Raw genomic sequence first — 21,036 nt, 5'->3', positions numbered from 1 at the left:
ACCCGCATCAAACCAACCCTGCCCTGCCCAAAACTACAAAATCTCAATCTTCAACGAGTTAACCTGCGATACCAAGAGCTCTTCGTATTTTTGCTGGGCTAAATAAAGAACCTCCTGCTCGCCGGCTTTCGGGTTTTCCTTTTTCACCTGGGCCAAAACATCTTGTTGTACTTTTTTTGAAAGGACGATCATCTGGAACTGCGTCTTTTCAGCATCCCAAAACTGATCTTCGCCATACTCTTTAATTAATTTCATTGCAGCATCATACTCACTGTACTGCTCACGGGCCTGAACAACTGCTTTTTCAACTTCCAAATCTAAAGCTTGATGCCCTTTCTCTTCAGCAAGCAGAGCCATCGCACGCAGACGGATAATCTGCGTCAAGAGCTGGTTCTCATCAACCGCTAATTTCTCCTGTGAATCCAAGTAAGCCAATTCTTCCTCTAACTGGGTGCCGCTGTATTTTTGATTAGCGGCCTCGCGGTTGATCGCGAGCTGCAGCTGGTTAATCATCTTATAAAAAGCGAGGTCATCGGCGGTAATCCACTTGCCGTTAATCGCAGCGACTCCTTTTGGTTTCCCAACATTCAGCTCAATCACCTTTTCAGCCTTATCCCCATCCTTCACCAACATAAATGCCGCTTCATATTTTCCGTTCATAGGGAGCTGTGCTTCTCCGGAATAAACACCATCAGCAGCTTCCTTAAGGGTTACATCTGAAGTGCCGTGGTCCATATTCGCCATTGATAATTCGGCTGTTACCGTTAAGCCCTTCACCGCCTTGCCGCCATCGGTTACTTTAATTTCAATTGGTGACGCCTTATCTTGTTGAAAATAAACCTCTTTTGTTACTTTAATAGTGTAATTTGACCCAGAGCTGCAGCCGGTAAGCATCGCAACCAGCAGCACCAAGGCATATATCAATCTTTTCATTCGCCATAACCTCCCAAATGATGTGTCTCTAAAAATTCCCCAACAGTATACTTTAACATTTTTCCATCTTCTAAAAATGCGACATGAGTACACACCTGTTTAATTTCGTCTAAATGGTGTGAGGAGAGAAGAATCGTTTTGTCATACAGCGATTTTAACACCTCTAAAATTTCCTTGCGCCCCATCGGATCAATGCCGCTTGTCGGTTCATCCAAAATCAGAATGCTCGAATCCTGATAAAGCGTAATCGCGAGGCCTAACCGCTGCAGCATCCCTTTGGAATATTTCTTCACCTGGACGTTGCGGTCATCCCATAGGCGGACAGACCGCAGAACTTGCTCCACCTGTTCAAGAACCGCCGAGCCTGACACAGCTTCGGCAAAAAAGGTGATATTTTCGAGCCCGGTTAAGCTAGGATAAAGCATGAATTTCTCCGGCAGATAGGCAATCGCCTTTTTCCACTCCCCATTTTTCTTAGTCACTTCCACACCGTTTATCTCAATTTTTCCTTGCTTTATCGGCAACAGCCCAAGCAGGCTATGAATAAATGTCGATTTTCCTGCCCCGTTTCGACCCACAAGAGCACAGATTTCATGTTTCTTTATTTCCAAGGTAATAGAATCTAGCACTTGTTTTTTCCCGAAGGATTGGTTCAAGTTAGAAACTTTAATCATTCATACCCCTCCTTGCGGTTTAAGAAAGTGGCCGTTCCAAAAGAAACCCCCAGCCAAACAACGAGATTTCCTAGTAAAAAGAACACTGGCTTTGTCCACATGAACGCTTCTAGAAGCCGCGACATATGTCCGAATGAATAGACGCCCATGCCGGTTTCAAGAAACATCCGAACTGCCTGCAGCGGATTTAAAAAATAGCCAACGGAAAATAGTTTGACATTTTCGTAGGTAACATCCGGTAAAAACGACAGCAGGATAAAATCATGTAAAAAGAAAAAGTAGAACCAGATAAAAATCGTGCAGCCGATAATCTGCATCCGTGAGCGAGAAAAACTTCCTATTGCCGCGCCCATCTGCAAAAACACCAGGGACATCACTACAAGTGCCAAAATAAAAACGAGATAGGCTTTAACATCAAGCTGAAATTGAAACTTCAACAATAACAGATAGATGAAAAACCACACGAGCAGCGGCAGCAATACCACCGTATAGAGCCCAAAGCTTTTGCGTAACAGGAAGCTTGAATAATTGTCCCTTTTTGTCAGCAGCATGATCAGCGTCTTTTGTTCTTTTTCCTGAAATATCGAAAAGGCGCCGATGAACAGGCAGAGAATCGGGATAAAGTAAATGATCGTATCAAATAAATTGATCATCAAAATGTAAAAACCTTTATCAAATGAAAGGGCAGAGGAACGAAGCATAATGCTGATTGAAATCAGAACAATGATGCTTAGTGCCAGCCAAAGCCCTTTACCCCTTATGTGTTCCTTCCATTCCTTCCAAATGTAATGCATAGCTTTTGTCTCCCCTTTGCAAAAATACCAACCGCCGCCAGAAGTCCAATTCCAATCCAAAGTACGAAGGTATGGCTGCGCTTTACAGGCATAAGCGGGTGCGGATCTTTAAACATAACCTCTTCGTTATTTTGCGTGGCATTTATTTTTTCATAAATCGAAATGGCCGTGCTTTTTAAAAAAAGATTCGTAAGTTCCTGGTCCTCTATCAATTGGTGGAGGCTGGAGTAATAGGTGATCGGAAAATCCCCGATATCGTCCTGATTTAAATCGGTAAGCGGGAAGGCGCTGCTCCAGTCATTGCCGAACCCGGCCTTGCTCCAGTCATTGCGCTCGCCATTGCCGCCAATCGTGACAGCTGGGATGGTGTTATCAGAAATTCGATTTAAGGTAAAAACTTGGGCCTGTGAGCTGGCCCAGAGCTCAATCCCAATTTGATTTTGAATGATGCGGTTGTTCTTGACCAGATTCCGCGTTGCCTGGTCGATGTACAAGCCGCGCTGGTTCATGTAAAACAAATTATTCTCAATATGATTATCATTGGCCTGCAAAAGCAGGAGCCCGAATGATTGATTTCCATAGTTAACGATAAATTGATTATCTTCTAATGTAAGATTGTTAGAGTTCATGACAGCAGCGCCGCCCGTGTTCATTGTGAAGATATTGCGTTTAAAAGTGTTTCCGTCAGAGTACATATAATGCAATCCGTATCTTGTATTGCTGATGTTATTGTCATAGCTTTTGTTTTTGTTAGCATAATCGAAGAACATGCCATCGCGGGTACCTTCGATTGTATTATGAGAAAGCAGGTTGTTTTTTGCATAAAAAATATGAAGCCCATTGCCTTGGGCAGCAATTTCGCCCTTGCCTATTCCTTTAATGTTGGTATAGCGGACAATATTGTGGTGGGCCTTGCTTAAATAAATGCCGTGAAAGGAACGGCGGACCGTAATATGTTCAATTAGATTATTGTTTGTATAGACTTTAATTGCAGCATACTCCTCTGAAGAGTTCCGGTTCATACTGCTGCCGGTTACGGTTAAATACTTGAGCTTTACACGTGGTGCTCTTACGGAAATCACGTTACCGGTTCCATCTCCCTTGATTACGGTATGTTTTGCTCCAATTAGCGTAAGCGGTTTATCAATGACGATGTTGCCTTCATAGGTTTTGTCTTCAAGCTTCAGTACCGCTCCCTCTTTCATGGAGTCGATCATTGCTTGCAAGTTTTCGGCTGCCATCTTTTCCTCCGGTTTTATGAAAAAAAAGAAAGAAAAAACAAGAATCAGGAGCGTCAGTTTTTTCATTTAGCTCGGTCCTTCCATAACGGAATCAGCAATAAAATAAAAGCGGCAATGATAAGGTAGAGACCTGTGCCTAAGAGACTGTGAGTGATAAAGTTTGCGACCGTGTTTTCACCAATAATTGGCGGGATAAAGGGGTCAATTTTAATCGGTGCCTCCGGGCTTAAATTTGAACCATACTTTTTTAAGGCAAAATGAAGGTCTAACACCCCGGTAAGACCGCCAGTGGCAAATAGGACAATTAATCCGTAAAGAACAGCTCTTTTACGAAGCACTGCTGTTATGAAAGTAAGGCCGGCTAATCCGCCGATAATATAGATTAAATAGGACAGTTCCGGAAAATTTTCCTCACCGAAGTTGGACATCCCAATATAGTGGTTCAGCCCGTTAATAATATCAATTTGTCCATCAAGCTTATTAGGGTAGACGATGATATTTAACCCTTCTGGATATTGCGGCGCATAAAATACCATCTTCCACCAGGGGAAGAACATCGACGCAATGATGGAGACGGCTGCCAGTCCTATCAGCAAGGAAGAAGTAAGAGATAATTTTTTGCTGCTGTCATTCAAGTTAACCACTCCTTTTATATTGCAAACTTACTAAGGGGAAGGGTACCAACTTTTACAATTGATACCCCGCCACAAAATTTTTCTGTCTAGCGCAAGCGCCCTTGCGCTTTTCTATTTCGGTTTTACTAGGAAGTAGCCGTTCATTTCCTGGTGCAGCGCGGAGCAGAAGTTTGTGCAATAGAGCGGGAATGTCCCGGCTTTATCGGCGGTAAATTCCAGTGTATTTGTTTGCCCAGGCTGTACTTCCATGTTTAAGTCATAGTCGTTAATCGCAAAGCCGTGGGTAATGTCCTCATCGAAGTCGATATTGGTTAAATGGATAAACACATGATCGCCTTCGTTCACCTCTATTACATCCGGGCGTTTTGATTTCGCGTCAAAGATGAATCTTGAGCGCATGGCAATCCCGTAGACGTGGACTTCATTGCCTTTCCGGACAATTTTTGTATCCTTTTGGTTATACACGGCATCCTTGTTTTTTGAATCCTTTTGATAGACTTCTATCGTTTTAATTTTATCTGCCTTAATCATTTGAGCGTAGTGCGGCTCTGGGTCAACCGGCGCAGATTGAACAACCTTCATCTTCTCGCCGCTGAGGTCGATTAGCTGCATCGATTCTGGATGAGAAGGGCCGACAGATAAGTAGGTGTCTTTAGCAATTTTGTTCAGAGCTATAATCCATTTTCCATCAGGTGCTACAGTGTCACCTTCAGCTGCAACAGAGTGGCCTGGAGAATATTGTACAGGCACGCGGTCTAACGTCTTGCCAGTGTTAGGGTCCCATTTCACAATTTCAGAAGAAATAAACATTGTTGTATAAGCCATGCCTTTGTCATCAAATTGTGTATGAAGCGGTCCAAGGGCGTTTTCAGGGTTGACCTCGCGCTCCATCACCGACTCATATTTCAAAATCGGAATACCATTGCGTTCCCCAGCAAATTCTTTGTTTTCAACTGCTTTAAATGCTTTTTCAAAAGAGAATACCGTCATCGCAGGGGCAAGCTTGCCGGATGCGATAAAGTAATTACCATCAGGAGTTACGTCAACACCGTGCGGCGACTTGGCAACAGGGACTAAATAAATGCCGCCTTTTTGCTTTTCAGGGAAGATCATTTTTTGCCCGCCGACATCTTCGTACTTTCCTTCTTTCACCATCTTCTCAAGCTCTTTCCAGTTGAACAGCACGATATAGTCACGGTCAGCTTGAGAGGCGTTGACTTCCATTGTCGTTGTTGCTTCTTCGGTATTGTAGGTAGTCATAACCGCCCAATCTTTGGAGCCTTTCTTTCCGGCATCGGATAAGTCATAGGACCAAGGCGGAAGAGCCACTTGATATGCAATGTTTAACTTCACTTTTTTCTCATCAAAGGTAACGGCTGACATGACACCGCGGTATTTGCTGCTATAGTCATCCAGCGATTCGTATTTTTGTCCAAGCGGCACCGCGAAACGGGTCGGCAGGAACATGTACTCTGTATTTTCAGTTACAAATGCGGCGCAGTGAGGACCGGCAGTGTTTGGCACCTTGATAATATCCTTTGTTGTGAATGTTTTTAAGTCCACAACGGCGGCACGGCTGTTGCCGACATCGGTGGCAAACATCCATTTGCCGTCATAGTCGCCATTCTTTTCGGAAAAAGCCGGGTGGTGCAGGTCGCCCCATGTATAGCCGCCCATTAATTTCTTCGAATGCTCGTCAAACCCATACCCTGTTGCAGAATCCTGCGAGAAGACAGGGATGGTTCTGATTTTGCGCATCGAGGGCACACCGTAAATAAACATTTGACCGGAGTGGCCGCCGGATGCGAATAAATAGTAGTCATCTTTCTTGCCAAATGGTACATAAACCTTTTCGGCATCGCTTTTGTTGCCTGCGGAAGCTGTTTGTGTGTCTGTCTTGGACGAAAAATCCGCAAAGGAGATCGTCGCTGCGATAAACCCGGCCAGCAAACCGGAAGCGATTGGAACCCATTTTTTCATTCATTACACCTGCCTTTTCATTATTTTTCAGACGCATCTTTCAGCACTTCTAGAACTTGCTTGCGTTCTTCATCTGTTAACGGATTGCCACCGATTACTCCCGACATTACGGCTGATGTAGGCTCTTTTAAGAATTCTTCAATTGGCTTGCCGTGTTTCCCCTCTACGTTTATAAAGGCTTTGGAAAGATCCGGACCTGTTGCCCCGCCTTTTAAATTAAGAGTTTCGACAGCGTGGCAGCCTAGGCATCCTCTTTTATTGAGGATGTTGTCGTCATTGGCAGAAACTGTTTTAGTTTCTTTTGTATCTGTGCTTTCCTCTTTGGCTGCGGATGTTTGGCTATTGTCGGCCTGTGCGGTTTGCGGTTCATTTGAGGCTTTCCCCATTATCACGTCAAATACCAGGTAGCCAAGACCAAAGCCAAGTACGGCACTGATGACAAAACTAATGATTGCTTTTTGCAATGTTTCCCCCTCCTTTTTTAGCGAATGAACAATTTCATCCTAATCTTCAGGGCAATAGATATATGTGATATACTTCACGCCTCTTTAGCTGTTTTTGAACGTTCTGTGAAGAGTAGGTGAGAACCTTGATAGAAAGCTTTTTTTTAAAAATGAACGTTTTGTGAAACGTATGTTTCCACTTTGGATGTAGGGAAAAATGAATAGTTTTGTGAAATGTATCACTTCATGCCAGAAAAAGATTGTTTACAATAGATGGTAATCAATCGTTTTTAGATAGGAAAATTAGCAAAGGTGGCGGGGAAATTGAATCGAGTCAACTGCTTAAAGGAGGAGAATTTAGCTATATATCAAGAATTAAAGAAGGCCGATTTGCTTCGGAAGATTGTGATTTTTAAAGAGTTATCGCAGGATTCACTGCAGGTTATTGAAAAGAGGATTCAAACGTACGAATTCAAAAAAGGAACGCAGATTATCGCAGAGGATGAAGTGGCTAGAGGCGTGTATTTTATTCTGTCTGGGGCGGTTAAACTGACAAAGCAGGATGAAAACGGCAATGAAATTATTGTCTGCATGAAACAGAAGGGCGATGTGTTTGCCGAAGCGTGCTTGTTTACAAACAAAACAGAATGCTATCCGGCAACGGCGACGATGCTCGAAGAAGGCAAGATTTTGTTCTTGGATAAGCTGGAGCTCGAAAAGGAATTAGCAAATTATCTCGAACTGGCACTGCAGATGGTTCGCTATATGAGCGATGGATTACGGGAGATGACCTCACAGCTTCGAGATGTTGCATTGTTGGATGTGTATGCGAAAACGGTTAAAATGCTTGAGCGGCTGGGGAAAAAATTTAATACCGACGGCAGGCGCTGGGACATTGAGATTCCGTTGACGGTGCAGGAGTTTGCGACCGTGGTCGGGACAACGCGGGAAAGCGTAAGCCGAGTGTTCTCGAAGCTGCGGAAGGAAGAACTAATCGATTTAAAGTCGCGGAAAATTGTCATTCTTGATTGGTGTAAGCTGTGTACGGTGATGCATAAGGAGTATTGAAAATGGAAAAAGCCCTTCAAAATTGAAGGGCTTTTTTCCATTATTTTTAGCAGGGAAGGTCTATGTAGAGAAGAGTAGATAAAGTTAATTTCGAAAATTCAGTTTATACAAATAGAAAACTTTGATAATATTTTATTATGGAAAATGAAAAAGGTATTTAGATAAAGATTAACCCAAAGGGAGGGGGCGTTTTGATGATGAAAAGAAACTATCGAATACCGCTGGTATATAAGTATTTATTGTTCTATATTGTACTATTAATCCTCCCTATCTTTATAATGGGCTATATCATTCATTTTCAAATCATGACGAATTTAAAGCAGCAAGTACAGGAATCAAATAAACAAAAATTAACACAAGTAAAAGATGTAATCGATACTAAGCTGCTAGAAATACATAATATTTCTACAAAAATCTCAAATCAACCTGAATTAACTCCATATGCAATCCATAATTTTTATGATGTGTATCAAGCACAAAAGTTATTAGACTATAAAGTAGGCAATGATTTTATTTATGACCTTTTTTACTTTATAAGGAATGGAAAATATATTTATTCAGCAAATTCTAGTTATTCTCTATCTATATTCTTAAAGTCCCATTTTCAATATAAAAATTGGTCAGCGGAGGATTTTTATCAGACTATTAATAAAACAAGTAAACCTATATTAAGAACAGCTGAAGATGTAACTTTATTTCAAGGATTGAATCGCCACTTAATTACTTACGTGGTACCGGTTCCTTCTAATAGTACAACACCATATGGTACCATTCTCTTTTTAGTGAAGGAACAAGTAATAAGAGATATGTTAAAAAACGTAGTAAATACACCTAATGGAAATGCTTTTATTTTGGACCAAAAGGGTAAGATCGTGGCAGGTCTTTCTCACAAGGATTTAAATGTATCTCTAATACATAAGATACTAAAAAAAGATAGTTCTACAGGAATTAGAAGTGTAAACATAGATGATCAGCCATATTTTATTTCCCAGGTGAAGTCTAATTTTTTAGATTGGTCTTATATAACGTTAACGCCTGAAAAGGAATTAATGAAAGAAGTCAATAGCATAAGAAATAAGGTGCTGATCTCGTATATGATTATATTGGGTGCTGGGGTTTTGATTATATACTTCGGTCTTCATATAAACTATAAACCATTACGCAGACTTATTCGAAGAGCGGAGGAGAAATGGGAGCAGGCAGTTGATAAACGGGATGACTTGGATAAAATATGGGGTGTGATGGATTACACCGATTCAATGAATCAGCAGTTATCTGAACGAGTTAAAAACAGCCGGCCGGTCCTTCAGCAGCACCTATTAACCCGTTTACTAAGGGGAGAAATAAAGGATTACATTGAGTTTAACAAGCTAGGGGAAGAAATGGAATTGACGCTAAATGAAGCGTCATGCTTTGTTATGGTAATGGATTTTAACAGTGACAATGTGCCAAAAATGCAAATTCGGTCTAAATTGATCAACGACTGGTTAGAAAAGCTTCCGCATATTGAAAAATATCCAGTAAATTTATTTGAAACATCAAAAGTGGCGGTTATTATCTGTGGTGAAGTCCCCTCATCAGTATTAACTAATTGGTATCAAGAATGTATTAAGAATCAACCGTTTACAGTCACTATCGGTGTAGGGAATAGCTATCATGAGTTAATACAGATTGGAAAGTCACATTTGGAGGCATCTACTGCCTTAAATTATAAATTAATCAAAGGTATTGATCAGGTGATCTTTTTTAAAGAAACGTCTGCTTTCAATCCTAAAATACAATGGTATGACAAACAAATCATTGAGCAATTGGAATCTTCCCTTAGAAAAAAGGATAAAGAAAAGGTAGATAGAATTCTTACTAAAATGGTAAGTATCATAAAGTCATCAGATACAAATTTGTATATGGCGAAATGCCTTAGTTTTGATATATCGAGTACGACAATGAGAATTGTTCAGGACATACATAATCTCCAAACAAAAGTTGAAGATGCCTTACCGGATGTTTTTCTTATTAATGACTTTTATTCAGTTGAAGAAGTTGAAAAAACGATTACAAACATGATTCATACAGCTTTTCAACTTGTTAATAAAAGCAATGAAATTCCTAAATTGTTGGATGAATTGTTAGCTTACATCAAAGAACACTATTACGACGATCAATTTTCCATTCAATCTCTGGCAAGTTATTTTTCTCTATCAGAGACATACATAATGGGATATTTTAAAAAGCAAACGGGAGAAACAATTTGGCAGCATCTAAATCGCTTAAGAATGGACCATGCTAAACAATTATTAAAGACAACTGACACACCAATAAAAGATATTGTCAAACAAGTTGGCTATAGTGATGCTTCTAGTTTTATAAGGAAATTTAAACAAATGACGGAATTAACCCCAGGAGAATTTCGTAAACACTATGCGGAAAAAAATTAAAAACTGGCAAACGGAACTGGTGCATTGCCAGTTTTTTTTTGCGTTATTGAATCATTTACTAAAAAGAAAACGTAAGCCTGTTTTTTATGTGTTACGTTAAAAGGACTGTAAAATAAACGTTTTAAAGGGTTTGTAAATCGCATATTCGTTTGTTTTTAGCATATTGCAAAGACTAATTGATGTATAAGTAATGAAGTTGTTTTAGCACATTTGTTATGAAATGGCTGATTGTGCTGCTTAAAAAAAATCCTGTATGCTTGTTTCACTGAACCAAGTATCCGGTTTCATAATTTGTATCCGTTTACAATACGGGATCCGGCAATCGAGGACAGAATTTAAAACAAGAATGGAGGAAACAGAATGGGGCACCAAGGGGGTACGGTACTCCAAAAGGATCAAGCAGTCACCATTAAAGTAAAAAGGCGATCGGCGATCATCAAAAAAGTAGTACGGAATTATGATTTATATCTGTTATTTCTACCGACATTAGTCTACTTTTTAGTTTTCCATTACTACCCTATGTATGGGGTTCAAATTGCCTTTAAAAACTTTAATCCCATACAGGGAATCATGGGGAGCAGCTGGGCAGGATTTGAACACTTTGAGCGATTTTTTAACTCTTATCAGTTTTGGGCTGTATTAAAAAACACCTTCGGATTAGCTGTCTTTGAATTAGCCATGTTTCCAATTCCAATTATCATGGCGCTTTTATTAAATCAATTGGTAAGCTCACGTTTTAAGCGGATTGTCCAGACTGTAACCTACGCTCCTCATTTTATCTCGGTAGTGGTCTTAGTTGGAATGTTGTATTTATTTTTATCCCCGCGAAATGGGATTATCAACCAGTTCATTATATTATTAGGCGGGGAACCAATTTTCTTTTTTGGCATACCGGAATGGTTCAAGTCCCTATTCGTCTTTTCAGGTGTTTGGCAAAACCTTGGATGGGGAATGATTATCTATTTAGCCGCATTAACGGCGGTCAGCCCTGATTTGCATGAGGCGGCTGTTGTTGACGGAGCCAGTAAATTGAAACGAATTTGGCATGTGGATCTTCCAAGTATTTTACCGACAATCTCTATTATGTTTATTCTGAATATTGGAAATCTAATGGGCGTAGGGTTCGAAAAAGTCTATTTAATGCAGAACTCTTTAAACATATCTTCTTCGGAAGTAATTCAAACCTATGTTTATAAGACAGGATTATTGGGAGCCCAATATAGTTATGCGGCAGCGGTAGGATTATTTAATTCGGTTATTAATTTTGTCTTTCTCATTACTTTCAATAAATTAGCGAAAAAAGCAGGTCAATCAAGTCTTTGGTAAAGAAAGGGGAAGATTCCATTGAATATTGGCAGCCGCAGCAGGGGCGACAAAATTTTTGACATTATGAATGTTGTTTTTTTTAGTCTTATTCTATTCATCACCATTTACCCGCTTTATTTTATGATTATATCCTCCTTTAGCAGTCCTGATAGTATTAATAATGGGGAAGTTTGGTTTTGGCCGAAGGATATCACATTCGAAGGGTACAAAATGATTTTTGAACATGAAAAAATTTGGACAGGGTACAAAAATTCCATTATCTACACGGTTGTGGGTACGTCGATTAATGTTGTACTAACCATTACGGGTGGATATGTGTTATCGAGAAAGGATTTAGTAGGCAACAAAATATTTATGTTCTTTATCGTTTTTACGATGTTCTTTAATGGCGGCATGATCCCAAATTATCTGCTAGTGAAAGATTTGGGGATGCTGGATACCATGTGGGCATTAGTAATCCCGAATGCCATCTCTGTGTTTAATTTAATCATCGTCAGAACCTTTTTTCAAAGTACGATTCCAAACGAACTCTTAGAGGCGGGGATTGTTGATGGGTGTTCCAATTGGAAGTTCTTTCTAAAGATTGTCCTGCCGCTATCAAGACCGATTATTGCCGTAATGGTATTGTTTAGCGCCGTTGGACATTGGAACACTTATTTTTCCGCCCTTATTTATCTAAGGGATGCCGATTTATATCCATTGCAATTAGTTCTTAGAGAAGTATTGATTCTAACCCAGGCGCAAGAGGTAATGGATTCTTCTTTAAACGGGGGATTAGCGGAATTGCAAAATATCTCCCAGCTAATTAAATATGGTGTTGTAATTATTGCTAGTTTACCAGTGCTAATCCTTTATCCATTTCTTCAAAAGCATTTTGTTAAGGGTGTTATGATCGGATCAATTAAAGGCTGATCATTTATAAAAATAAAAATAGAGTGAGGGGAAAACATTGAAGAAAAAGGTTTTTAGTTTATTTTTGGCTGTCCTTCTAGTATTAGGAGTGCTTGGTGCCTGCAGCAAGAAGAGCGAGGATGCTGCAACGAAAGAAGATGTAAATAGCAAGGAAAAAGTAGCGGTCAAGGCATTTGGGGTAAAGGCACCAGCAGCAACAACTGATTATGATGAGATGCCATTCATGAAAGAGCTGCAAGATAACGTAAATTTGGATATTAAGTGGACGTTGGCGAACGTTTCCACTTATCGTGAACAGATCAATTTAATGTTTGCCAGCAATGATATGCCTGATATTTTCTATTCGGCATGGAGCTTGTCAGGAAATGATATTGTTAAATATGGGTCTACCGGTCAGTTAATTCCTTTAGAAGATTTAATTGAAAAACATGCTCCAAATATTAAAGCATTGTTCGAAAAAAGACCGGAACTAAAGAAAACGATTACAGCCCCAGACGGTCATATTTACGCGTTGCCGCAGGTAGACGAGGCTTTGTGGAGTACCTCTAATGATGCATTTTTTATCAATAAGAAATGGTTAGATAAACTTGGACTGCCAATTCCCAAAACAACGGAAGAATTCTATAAAACGTTAAAAGCCTTTAAAGATCAAGATTTAAATGGAAATGGCAAAAAAGATGAAATTCCTTTTAGCTTTATGTTTAATAACCACATCCGAGGCCCTCATTCTTTAGCAGGATCATTTGGAGTGGTTGGCCGAAATATAGGCGTTACGGATGGAAAGGTTTATTATGCTCCAGCACAGCCGGGATATCGTGAATTCTTGAAATATATGAATCAATTATATAAAGAAGGTTTAATTGATCAAGAAGCCTTTACACATAGTGTGGAAGTATATGATTCAAAACTCAAACTGAAACCAGAAACATTAGGTGCTTTCTTTAGCTGGTCCAATTGGTCAACGTTTGGCACATTAGACAGTGATTATGTGGCGATTCCGCCGTTAAAAGGGCCAAAGGGCGATCAATTGTGGAATAAAAATGGCGGAACATTTAGTTTTTCTGGATTTTCAATCACCTCCGCCAATAAAAATCCAGTTCGATCAATTAAATGGGTAGATCAAATGTATGATCCTGAAATGAGTATTCAAGTAAGCCTCGGGCCATACGATGTGAACTTGAAAAAGGATGGAGATAAGATTCAAATTTTGGATGCACCGAATGGAATGGGATATGAAGAATTTAGACATAAATCGACGCCAGGCTCGTACGGGGTGTATGCTACATTAAAGGACACCTATGAAAAGTTGAATTTAAGTCCTGGACAGCAGGAGAAGCTAGAGTATGCAGAAATGTATAAACCTTTCCAGCCGAAGGAGATCTATCCGAATGTTTTGTACAGTGTAGAAGATGCAGACAGATTGTCCATTCTACAAACTGATATTGATAATTATATGAATCAGACTGTTCCTAAATTTATTATCGAAGGAAAAATTGATGAAAATTGGGACGATTATGTGAAACAATTAGAGAAAATGGGTCTGGAAGAATTGCTTCAAATTAATCAAAAATACTATGATAAATTTAAGGAATAATTAATAGATTACTAGAAAGGGTACGGCAATCCGTATCCTTTTTCTAAAATTGGCAGATGGATTGAGGAGTGATCTAATGGATAGGCCGAATATTTTATTAATTACAAGTGACCAGCAGCACTGGAATACGATTGGAGCCTTTAATAAGGAAGTTTCAACCCCTAATTTAGATCGATTAGTAAAAGAAGGGACGACTTTCTCGCGGGCCTATTGCCCCAATCCCACCTGCACCCCAAGCAGGTCCTCCATCATTACGGGGCTGTATCCAAGTCAACATGGTGCCTGGTCTCTAGGAACAAAGCTGCTTGAAGATGTACATACCGTAGGCGACAGTCTTACCGAAGGCGGCTATCGAACATCCTTGATAGGGAAAGCCCACTTTCAACCATTGAACGCTACGGAAGAATATTCATCCTTGGAATCCTATCCTATATTACAGGATTTAGAGTTTTGGCAGGAATTTAACGGACCTTTTTATGGGTTTGATCATGTGGAACTGGCTCGAAACCATGTAAATGAGGCCCATGTTGGACAGCATTATGCGTTATGGCTGGAGGAGAAAGGCTGTAAGAATTGGAGGGATTACTTTTTGCCCCCTACGGGCACGATGGACCGTTCAATAAAGTATAAATGGGAGATACCTGAAGAATATCATTACAATACGTGGATAGCGGAACAGACAAATAAAAGGCTTGAACAATATAAACAAGAGGGGGAGAGCTTCTTCTTATGGGCCAGCTTTTTTGACCCCCATCCTCCTTATTTAGTGTCTGAGCCATGGGATACCATGTATGATCCGGAGAAGCTGACGGTGCCAGTGGTTACAGCGGGGGAACATGAGAAGAATCCTCCGCATTTTCAAATGACCCAGGAGGATAACCCTGATTTTTCTAAGTATATTGAATCGGATATTGGCAATATTGGTTTCCGGTCACATGTGAATGTTTTACATGATGAGGCAAAGAAAAATATGGCTGTCTACTATGGAATGGTTAGTATGCTGGACAAGTACATTGGAGTAATTCTTGATCGATTAGATGAATTAGGGTTAGCGGATAATACCATCGTTGTCTTTACGTCCGACCATGGACACTTTTTTGGCCAGCATGGCCTTCATGATAAAGGTGGATTTCACTACGAGGATTTAATAAAACTGCCATTTATTGTCCGCTATCCTAAAAGGGTTCCTTCTGGTAAAATCTCAAATTCGATGCAGTCTCTTGTTGACTTAGCACCAACTTTTTTGAGCTTTGCAGGGATACCAATTCCGTCTTTGATGACAGGTGTCAATCAAAAGGATGTATGGCTTGGGGAAAAAGAGGAAGAAAGAGATCACATTATTTGTGAATATCGGACACAGCCAACCAAAGTCCATCTGAAAACATACGTAGATCGCCGCTATAAAATAACAGTTTATTATAATGAAACATATGGAGAGCTTTTCGATTTACAAGAGGACCCAGGAGAAATATGTAATTTGTGGGATGCCCCAGACTATAGCGAAATAAAGGCAAACCTGTTATTAAAATATATCTGGGCGGAGCTGGGGAAGGAACCAATGAAGATGCCAAGAATTGCAGGTGCATAACCACCGTGGATAATGATTGATGGATCTTTAAAACCTTTAAAGATAAAATGGGGGGATTATAATCATCCCCCCATTTGCTGTATGACTATTTAATTAGTAAATTTATACGTCCAAAACCGTTCATTGTTAATCCAAACCAAGATTTGCGGATCTTGGTTTTTCATTTTTTCTTCCATGTCAGCAAACATCTGCTCTGTTTGCGAACGGTGTGCTCGGATGGCTGCGAGCTTGATGTCGTTGACCGGGGTGATATCGTTAATAATGTCTGCTTCGCCGAGCTTTTCTACACAATCATTGGAAAAAGCGACGCAGTGTAAAGTCGGTCTTGCGGCGGCCGGAATCTTACCGACAGCGCGAACAACGGCCGCACCGGTGGCATCATGGTCAGGGTGAACCGCATAGCCTGGATAAAATGTAATAATCAGCGAGGGATTCAGCTCCTCAATTAACGCTAAAACCATGTTGGTCATTTTATTTTCGTCTTCAAATTCTATTGTTTTATCACGAAAGCCCATCATCCGCAAATCCTGGATGCCAAGAACGCGGGCTGCTTCCATTAATTCTTTTTTCCTGATTCTCGGAAGGTCTTCCCGGTTAGTAAATGGGGGGTTCCCCATATTACGGCCCATTTCGCCTAAGGTTAGACAGGCATAAGTAACCGGTGTGCCATTTTTGACGTAAGTCGCAATTGTTCCTGATACCCCGAAGGCTTCATCATCCGGGTGGGGGAACACAACGAGGACATGACGTTCTTTTTCCATAACCATTCTCCTTCTATTGTCCGGCTTCAGCGCCCTAGCGTCTAGTGTCCTTCGCTCTCCGCCCTACGATAAGTCAAGCACGAATGCGCCTCCGGCTCTTCGTGTTTCCTTTATCTCAGTTGGAGCGCTCCACAAGGAAAACTTCGGCAGCATAGCATCGCACGAAGAAAAAGCGTTAGCTTTTTCGAGGAGGCCATACGCCGCTGACCAGGGCGCTTCCGCTTTTCTTTTTATTCAAACGGAGTCGTGCTAATTTCGAGAGCAACGGCAAGTTTGCCTTTATAATCGTGGCCGGCGAGAAGCAGCCTTCCCTGTTCATCAATCACAAAATGGGTGATCCCTTCAGCGTAAATCCAGCCGATATTGATTTTTAGTCCGACGCGGTAAGGACCATTGCCGGTAATTTTCCCTAATTCATAGCGGACAAGAGCATTTCGAATATAGGCGCCAGCAGAAAAAAATGTTTGATCATAGTGGGATGCATAAGCACCGTTTGTTGTTTCGAGGTGGATATAAACATCTTGATTTGCGAACTGATTGATGGCTTCCTGCACGCGCTTGGCGTCAACAACTTGCATATGTGGCTCCTCCTTCCCCTTTATAGATAAAATTTAAATTTGAGAAATGTCTAGCTGCAACACCTAGGGGCTCGGGGTCACAAGCCAATCCGTCAAGAAGGTAAAGAACAGCCTTCTCGCCGGCTCGTCTTGTGCTTGTCGCCCCTGATCAAGGCTCTTCTGCTTTTATAATAATGTAACTATCATACTAAAGTTAGTAAAAAAATGCGAAATGATTGCATTTGGAAAATGTTTGAACTTGGTAATAATTAACTTTGCTAAGAAAAGTTTACTTGGAAACATTATTCCTAGAATCATTTGTTTATTATGGCCTTAAGGGGGCATACTCCATGAGAAATTGGTTTCGAAAAGCTTCAGTTGTCCAAGAGCAAGGTACACTTCCTGCCCTCATACAGTATTACAAGAAGTCGGGTGATTTTGTCCATTTTCATAACCCGCAGACACCGCAGCCGTTTTGGATTTCCTATTTTGGCTCATTAATTGATGTAGAAATACTGCATCGCGATATTCTTCCATACTTACAGCAAACTGCCCTTACTTCATTAGAAGCGGTGAGGGCTGCGCTTCCTTTTGAAGACGTGTTGATTACGAGCGAGCAGAAAAAAATTGAGGATGCTTTATTAAGAGGTTCTGTTCTCATTCAGCTTGACGAAACTGCCTCCATTTGCGCCCTTGTTCGGGCGGAAATGAAAAAGTCCCGTGAGGTAACGATTCCTGAAGAGGAATATAGTGTAGTCGGACCGAAAGAGGCATTTGTCGAATCAATCACGACGAACTTAAATTTAATTCGAACCCGCCTGCCAATCACAGAATTACAGGTGAAAGAATTTACAATTGGTACACTTTCTAAAACAAAAGTAGCTGTGCTTTTTATTGATGGCATTACGAATGAAGAAAATGTAAACACAGTTTGTCAACGTCTGGAAAATCTGCAATTTCATCAAATCCTGGATAGTTCCTTTATTTCACAATTAATAGAGGATAATACTATTTCCCTCTTTCCGCAATTAATCGACACGGAGCGGCCGGATCGTGTCGCAGGCGCGCTTGGAGAAGGAAGCGTAGTGATAGTTGTAGATGGCTCATCCCATGTCTTAATTGGACCTATTTCAATTATGGAACTTTTTAATGCGTTCGAAGATTATTTTGTTAATTGGCAAATTGCGTCAGCATTTAGACTTATTCGGGTATTCGCGGTATCATTTTCGATCATGGTGACCCCGATTTACGTAGCCGTCTTAACCTATCATTATCAATTAATACCAAAGGATTTAATGGTGACATTGGTTTCATCCCGGCGAAATATTCCGTTGCCGCCGTTCTTAGAAGCAGTCATCCTTGAGCTAACGATTGAGCTCCTCAGGGAGGCTGGGGCAAGGCTTCCTTCAAAGGTTGGTCAAACGATTGGTATCGTGGGCGGTATCGTTATTGGGACGGCTGCCGTAGATGCCGGATTAACGAGCAATGTACTGCTGATTATTGTCGCGCTGGCCGCCTTGGCTTCGTTTACCACCCCGGTCTATCGCATGGGTAATACGATTCGTTTATTGCGGTTCCCCTTCCTGTTACTGGCGGAATTGTGGGGACTGCTCGGGATTGCAATAGCTTTTATCTTTTTAATGAACCACCTGCTGCGGTTAACCTCGCTGGGAAGGCCTTATTTGGAACCGATTTACCCACCGAGATGGAAGGATTTAAAGGATTCCTTTATCCGGCTGCCATTTTCAAAACAATCGAGGAGACCGCATTTTTTTCAAGCAAAAGATCAAATTCGCTTTCCCGCTAAAAAAGTGAATGAAGTAAAGGATATAGATGAGTAGAATCCAATCCTAAAGGGGGATTGTATGAGCATACAAATTAAAGACGAGTTTCGTGTCTCGCCGTTCCTTGTTTTGTTCCTTGTTCATGGTACACAATATGGGATTGGAGTTTTAAGCTTTCAACGGGATGTTGCTTCCATTGTAGGTCATGATGCTTGGATTTCGGTTATTATCACAGGGGTTATTTTACATCTCCTCATTTGGATGATGTACTCTATGTTAAATAAAGATAAGGGTGATTTAATTACCATTAACCAGCATACATTCGGAAAATGGATCGGAAACCTGTTAAGTATTTTCATTATTATTTTTATTCTTTCGCATACGATTACTGTACTGCGTTCGTATATTGAAATTGTTCAAGTATGGATGTTTCCTTTGCTAAAAACATGGCCATTTGCTTTAGTTATATTACTTGCTGTCTACTATATCGTTACAAGCGGATTTCGGGTAGTTACCGGTGTGAGCTTTTTATCTGTCGTCCTGCCCTTCTATTTAGTTTTCACATTTTTCGTGCCAATTGAATTTTCAAACTTTCGTAACCTGTTGCCCGTATTTGACCATTCCTTTGTTGAAATGGCACGTTCGATTAAAACAACAGCCTTATCCTTTTCCGGCATTGAACATATATTGTTCTTTTATCCGTTTATCCAAAAACCGGAGAGTTCGCAAAAGTGGGCACATTATGGAAATCTTTTAACCACATCTCTGTATCTTCTGATTATGGTTGTAACATTAGTTTTCTTTGAACATGAATATTTAAATTCCGTTATTTGGCCAACGTTAATGTTGTGGAAGATAATTGAATTACCGATTGTTGAACGCTTCGAAATTATTGGCGTGACCTCTTGGGCGGTAGTGATGATTCCAATCATTTGCGTCATGTTTTGGTCAGCGAGTCGAGGAATTAAGGAGATATTCAAGGTGAAACAAAAAAAAGCACTCGTATTGCTGTTATTCATTTGTTTTATGATTAGCTGTTTTTTAACAGAAAGAGAAATGATTCAACAATTCAATAAATGGCAGTCGGAAGTTTCCTTTTTTATCCTGCTTATTTACATACCTATTCTTTTTGTTTGTTACCACATACGTTATAAGTTGAGGCGAAAAGGATGATAAAAAAGGTAAAAATAGCTGCCGTGCTCGGTATTATTTTTTCTGCCCTTTTTTTTGGCCGTGTACCAAGCCAGATTTTAGATGATTTGAATTTAGCATCAGCTGTAGGATACGACTTTGCCGGTGAAAATCGAATCAAAACTACATCGGTTGTTCCTGTGTTCAACCCCGACAAAAGCGTTGGAAATGAAACCTTTACCGCCACGGATGAACTAAGTAAAGAAACCCTTAGAAAAATGAATCTAAGCTCTGCCCGGCGGTTGGTAAACGGCAAATTAGAGGTGGCTCTATATAGCAAAGAATTGGCGAAGCGCGGAATTGGCGATTTATTGGACACCTTGCAACGGGACCCCTCTATTAGTGAGAGATTGTTGGTTGCTGTTGCCGATGGAGAGGCAGAGCAGCTATTAACGAATAAGTATGGAGATCGTGATACCGGTGTATTTCTATCCATGTTAATTGATCAAAATATAAAGGCAGGGTTAGTGCCGACATATAACCTTCACCTTTTTCTTAATAACTATTACTCTAAGTTAAGTGATCCATTTTTGCCGCTTATCGGACAAAAAGGGAAGGATGTTCAAATTAAAGGCATTGCCTTATTTAAGGGAGACCGTTTTCTTAAAACCCTTCATGAGGACCATCAATTTGTTTTTAAAGCCCTTTTGGAAAAACTTAAGTCAGCTAACTATAAGCTTAGGTTGAAGGAAGATGAATTTGTGGTAATTGAAAATGTTAATTCAAAACATAGAGTTCGTGTCCGGAATGGTAAACATACTCCGGAAATTTCTATTGGACTTAGGGTGAAAGGAATTATAAGGGAAAAAATGGGGAAGACGACAAACAAGAGAGAAATACACTATATTAAGAAACAAATGAAGAAACAATTAGAAAAGCAGGGAACGGAGATGATCCGCTCGTTTCAGCAGTCAGGGATTGATCCATTACATTTAGGAAATGAGGTAAGAAGCCGTACAAGAAACTTTAATACTAAAAAGTGGTTAGCACAATATCCTGATATAAAAATAACGATAAAGGTAGATGTAGACATTTTAGAAAAGGGAGTAATTGATTAAGAGCTTGGGATCGAATTCTAAGCTCTATTTTAGATAAAAAAGGTGTCCCAGGGTTCGGGACA

General features: G+C 40.4%; 18 protein-coding genes. 9 read left to right on the top strand and 9 right to left on the bottom strand.

Features of this window, described 5'->3' with window-relative positions:
- Positions 1 to 33: 33 nt before the first annotated feature.
- The 7 genes from IE222_RS07725 to IE222_RS07695 all read right to left on the bottom strand — a co-directional run bounded on the left by IE222_RS07725 (position 34) and on the right by IE222_RS07695 (position 6,721).
- On the bottom strand, positions 34 to 933 hold the full coding sequence (locus IE222_RS07725) for a FixH family protein (RefSeq protein WP_191271431.1): 900 nt from the start codon (positions 931 to 933) through the stop codon (positions 34 to 36).
- On the bottom strand, positions 930 to 1,607 hold the full coding sequence (locus tag IE222_RS07720; RefSeq protein ID WP_191271429.1) for an ABC transporter ATP-binding protein: 678 nt from the start codon (positions 1,605 to 1,607) through the stop codon (positions 930 to 932). The genes IE222_RS07725 and IE222_RS07720 overlap by 4 nt, the downstream gene beginning before the upstream one ends.
- On the bottom strand, positions 1,604 to 2,401 hold the full coding sequence (locus tag IE222_RS07715; protein WP_191271427.1) for an ABC transporter permease: 798 nt from the start codon (positions 2,399 to 2,401) through the stop codon (positions 1,604 to 1,606). Before IE222_RS07715 ends, IE222_RS07720 begins: the two co-directional genes overlap by 4 nt.
- Positions 2,365 to 3,642, bottom strand: coding sequence for a nitrous oxide reductase family maturation protein NosD (gene nosD / locus IE222_RS07710; protein WP_223282620.1), 1,278 nt, complete (start codon positions 3,640 to 3,642; stop codon positions 2,365 to 2,367). The genes IE222_RS07715 and nosD overlap by 37 nt, the downstream gene beginning before the upstream one ends.
- A 62-nt stretch (positions 3,643 to 3,704) precedes the next feature.
- Positions 3,705 to 4,277, bottom strand: coding sequence for a hypothetical protein (locus tag IE222_RS07705; protein WP_191271423.1), 573 nt, complete (start codon positions 4,275 to 4,277; stop codon positions 3,705 to 3,707).
- A 111-nt stretch (positions 4,278 to 4,388) separates the two neighbouring features.
- Positions 4,389 to 6,257 carry a Sec-dependent nitrous-oxide reductase gene (gene nosZ / locus IE222_RS07700; protein WP_191271421.1) on the bottom strand — a complete coding sequence of 623 codons (1,869 nt, stop codon included), beginning with the start codon at positions 6,255 to 6,257 and terminating at the stop codon, positions 4,389 to 4,391.
- Positions 6,258 to 6,277: 20 nt separating this feature from the next.
- A complete protein-coding gene (locus IE222_RS07695; RefSeq protein WP_191271419.1) occupies positions 6,278 to 6,721 on the bottom strand; it encodes a cytochrome C in 444 nt (147 codons plus the stop codon).
- Positions 6,722 to 7,024: 303 nt separating this feature from the next.
- Between IE222_RS07695 and IE222_RS07690 the strand changes: the two genes are divergently transcribed.
- The 6 genes from IE222_RS07690 (at position 7,025) to IE222_RS07665 (ending at position 15,623) form a co-directional block, all read left to right on the top strand.
- On the top strand, positions 7,025 to 7,768 hold the full coding sequence (locus tag IE222_RS07690; RefSeq protein WP_223282619.1) for a Crp/Fnr family transcriptional regulator: 744 nt from the start codon (positions 7,025 to 7,027) through the stop codon (positions 7,766 to 7,768).
- A gap of 194 nt (positions 7,769 to 7,962) precedes the next feature.
- Positions 7,963 to 10,203 carry a helix-turn-helix domain-containing protein gene (locus tag IE222_RS07685; protein WP_191271417.1) on the top strand — a complete coding sequence of 747 codons (2,241 nt, stop codon included), beginning with the start codon at positions 7,963 to 7,965 and terminating at the stop codon, positions 10,201 to 10,203.
- A gap of 360 nt (positions 10,204 to 10,563) precedes the next feature.
- On the top strand, positions 10,564 to 11,529 hold the full coding sequence (locus IE222_RS07680) for an ABC transporter permease (RefSeq protein WP_191271415.1): 966 nt from the start codon (positions 10,564 to 10,566) through the stop codon (positions 11,527 to 11,529).
- 63 nt (positions 11,530 to 11,592) lie between these two features.
- Positions 11,593 to 12,441 carry a carbohydrate ABC transporter permease gene (locus IE222_RS07675; RefSeq protein ID WP_191271674.1) on the top strand — a complete coding sequence of 283 codons (849 nt, stop codon included), beginning with the start codon at positions 11,593 to 11,595 and terminating at the stop codon, positions 12,439 to 12,441.
- Positions 12,442 to 12,478: 37 nt separating this feature from the next.
- Positions 12,479 to 14,035, top strand: a complete 1,557-nt coding sequence (locus IE222_RS07670; protein WP_191271413.1) for a type 2 periplasmic-binding domain-containing protein — start codon at positions 12,479 to 12,481, stop codon at positions 14,033 to 14,035.
- 76 nt (positions 14,036 to 14,111) lie between these two features.
- The gene (locus tag IE222_RS07665) at positions 14,112 to 15,623 is read left to right on the top strand and encodes a sulfatase family protein (RefSeq protein ID WP_191271404.1); all 1,512 of its coding nucleotides are present in this window, start codon (positions 14,112 to 14,114) and stop codon (positions 15,621 to 15,623) included.
- A gap of 89 nt (positions 15,624 to 15,712) precedes the next feature.
- Here IE222_RS07665 and bshB2 read toward each other — a convergent pair whose 3' ends face one another.
- A complete protein-coding gene (gene bshB2 / locus IE222_RS07660) occupies positions 15,713 to 16,384 on the bottom strand; it encodes a bacillithiol biosynthesis deacetylase BshB2 (RefSeq protein WP_191271402.1) in 672 nt (223 codons plus the stop codon).
- A 230-nt stretch (positions 16,385 to 16,614) separates the two neighbouring features.
- Positions 16,615 to 16,962, bottom strand: a complete 348-nt coding sequence (locus IE222_RS07655) for a YojF family protein (RefSeq protein WP_191271400.1) — start codon at positions 16,960 to 16,962, stop codon at positions 16,615 to 16,617.
- A 329-nt stretch (positions 16,963 to 17,291) separates the two neighbouring features.
- Between IE222_RS07655 and IE222_RS07650 the strand changes: the two genes are divergently transcribed.
- The 3 genes from IE222_RS07650 to IE222_RS07640 are packed head-to-tail and all read left to right on the top strand — an operon-like array spanning position 17,292 to position 20,974.
- Positions 17,292 to 18,782 (top strand): spore germination protein, encoded by a 1,491-nt coding sequence (locus IE222_RS07650; RefSeq protein WP_191271399.1) that lies wholly within the window; start codon positions 17,292 to 17,294, stop codon positions 18,780 to 18,782.
- Between the two features lie 24 nt (positions 18,783 to 18,806).
- A complete protein-coding gene (locus IE222_RS07645) occupies positions 18,807 to 19,898 on the top strand; it encodes a GerAB/ArcD/ProY family transporter (RefSeq protein ID WP_191271397.1) in 1,092 nt (363 codons plus the stop codon).
- Positions 19,895 to 20,974, top strand: a complete 1,080-nt coding sequence (locus IE222_RS07640) for a Ger(x)C family spore germination protein (RefSeq protein ID WP_191271395.1) — start codon at positions 19,895 to 19,897, stop codon at positions 20,972 to 20,974. The genes IE222_RS07645 and IE222_RS07640 overlap by 4 nt, the downstream gene beginning before the upstream one ends.
- Positions 20,975 to 21,036: the final 62 nt, after the last annotated feature.

It is taken from the genome of Neobacillus kokaensis, assembly GCF_014656545.1.
Classification (GTDB): domain Bacteria; phylum Bacillota; class Bacilli; order Bacillales; family Cytobacillaceae; genus Neobacillus; species Neobacillus kokaensis.
The sequence above is the reverse complement of the archived record's forward strand: the minus strand, read 5'-3'. Positions and strand labels throughout refer to the sequence as shown.

What these genes read in the sequence shown, in the direction of transcription:
- IE222_RS07725 (WP_191271431.1), bottom strand. Translation starts at nt 933, where the DNA reads ATGAAAAGATTGATATATGCCTTGGTGCTGCTGGTTGCGATGCTTACC.
- IE222_RS07720 (WP_191271429.1), bottom strand. Translation starts at nt 1,607, where the DNA reads ATGATTAAAGTTTCTAACTTGAACCAATCCTTCGGGAAAAAACAAGTG.
- IE222_RS07715 (WP_191271427.1), bottom strand. Translation starts at nt 2,401, where the DNA reads ATGCATTACATTTGGAAGGAATGGAAGGAACACATAAGGGGTAAAGGG.
- nosD (WP_223282620.1), bottom strand. Translation starts at nt 3,642, where the DNA reads ATGGCAGCCGAAAACTTGCAAGCAATGATCGACTCCATGAAAGAGGGA.
- nosZ (WP_191271421.1), bottom strand. Translation starts at nt 6,257, where the DNA reads ATGAAAAAATGGGTTCCAATCGCTTCCGGTTTGCTGGCCGGGTTTATC.
- IE222_RS07685 (WP_191271417.1), top strand. Translation starts at nt 7,963, where the DNA reads ATGATGAAAAGAAACTATCGAATACCGCTGGTATATAAGTATTTATTG.
- IE222_RS07680 (WP_191271415.1), top strand. Translation starts at nt 10,564, where the DNA reads ATGGGGCACCAAGGGGGTACGGTACTCCAAAAGGATCAAGCAGTCACC.
- IE222_RS07675 (WP_191271674.1), top strand. Translation starts at nt 11,593, where the DNA reads ATGAATGTTGTTTTTTTTAGTCTTATTCTATTCATCACCATTTACCCG.
- IE222_RS07665 (WP_191271404.1), top strand. Translation starts at nt 14,112, where the DNA reads ATGGATAGGCCGAATATTTTATTAATTACAAGTGACCAGCAGCACTGG.
- bshB2 (WP_191271402.1), bottom strand. Translation starts at nt 16,384, where the DNA reads ATGGAAAAAGAACGTCATGTCCTCGTTGTGTTCCCCCACCCGGATGAT.
- IE222_RS07655 (WP_191271400.1), bottom strand. Translation starts at nt 16,962, where the DNA reads ATGCAAGTTGTTGACGCCAAGCGCGTGCAGGAAGCCATCAATCAGTTC.
- IE222_RS07650 (WP_191271399.1), top strand. Translation starts at nt 17,292, where the DNA reads ATGAGAAATTGGTTTCGAAAAGCTTCAGTTGTCCAAGAGCAAGGTACA.
- IE222_RS07645 (WP_191271397.1), top strand. Translation starts at nt 18,807, where the DNA reads ATGAGCATACAAATTAAAGACGAGTTTCGTGTCTCGCCGTTCCTTGTT.
- IE222_RS07640 (WP_191271395.1), top strand. Translation starts at nt 19,895, where the DNA reads ATGATAAAAAAGGTAAAAATAGCTGCCGTGCTCGGTATTATTTTTTCT.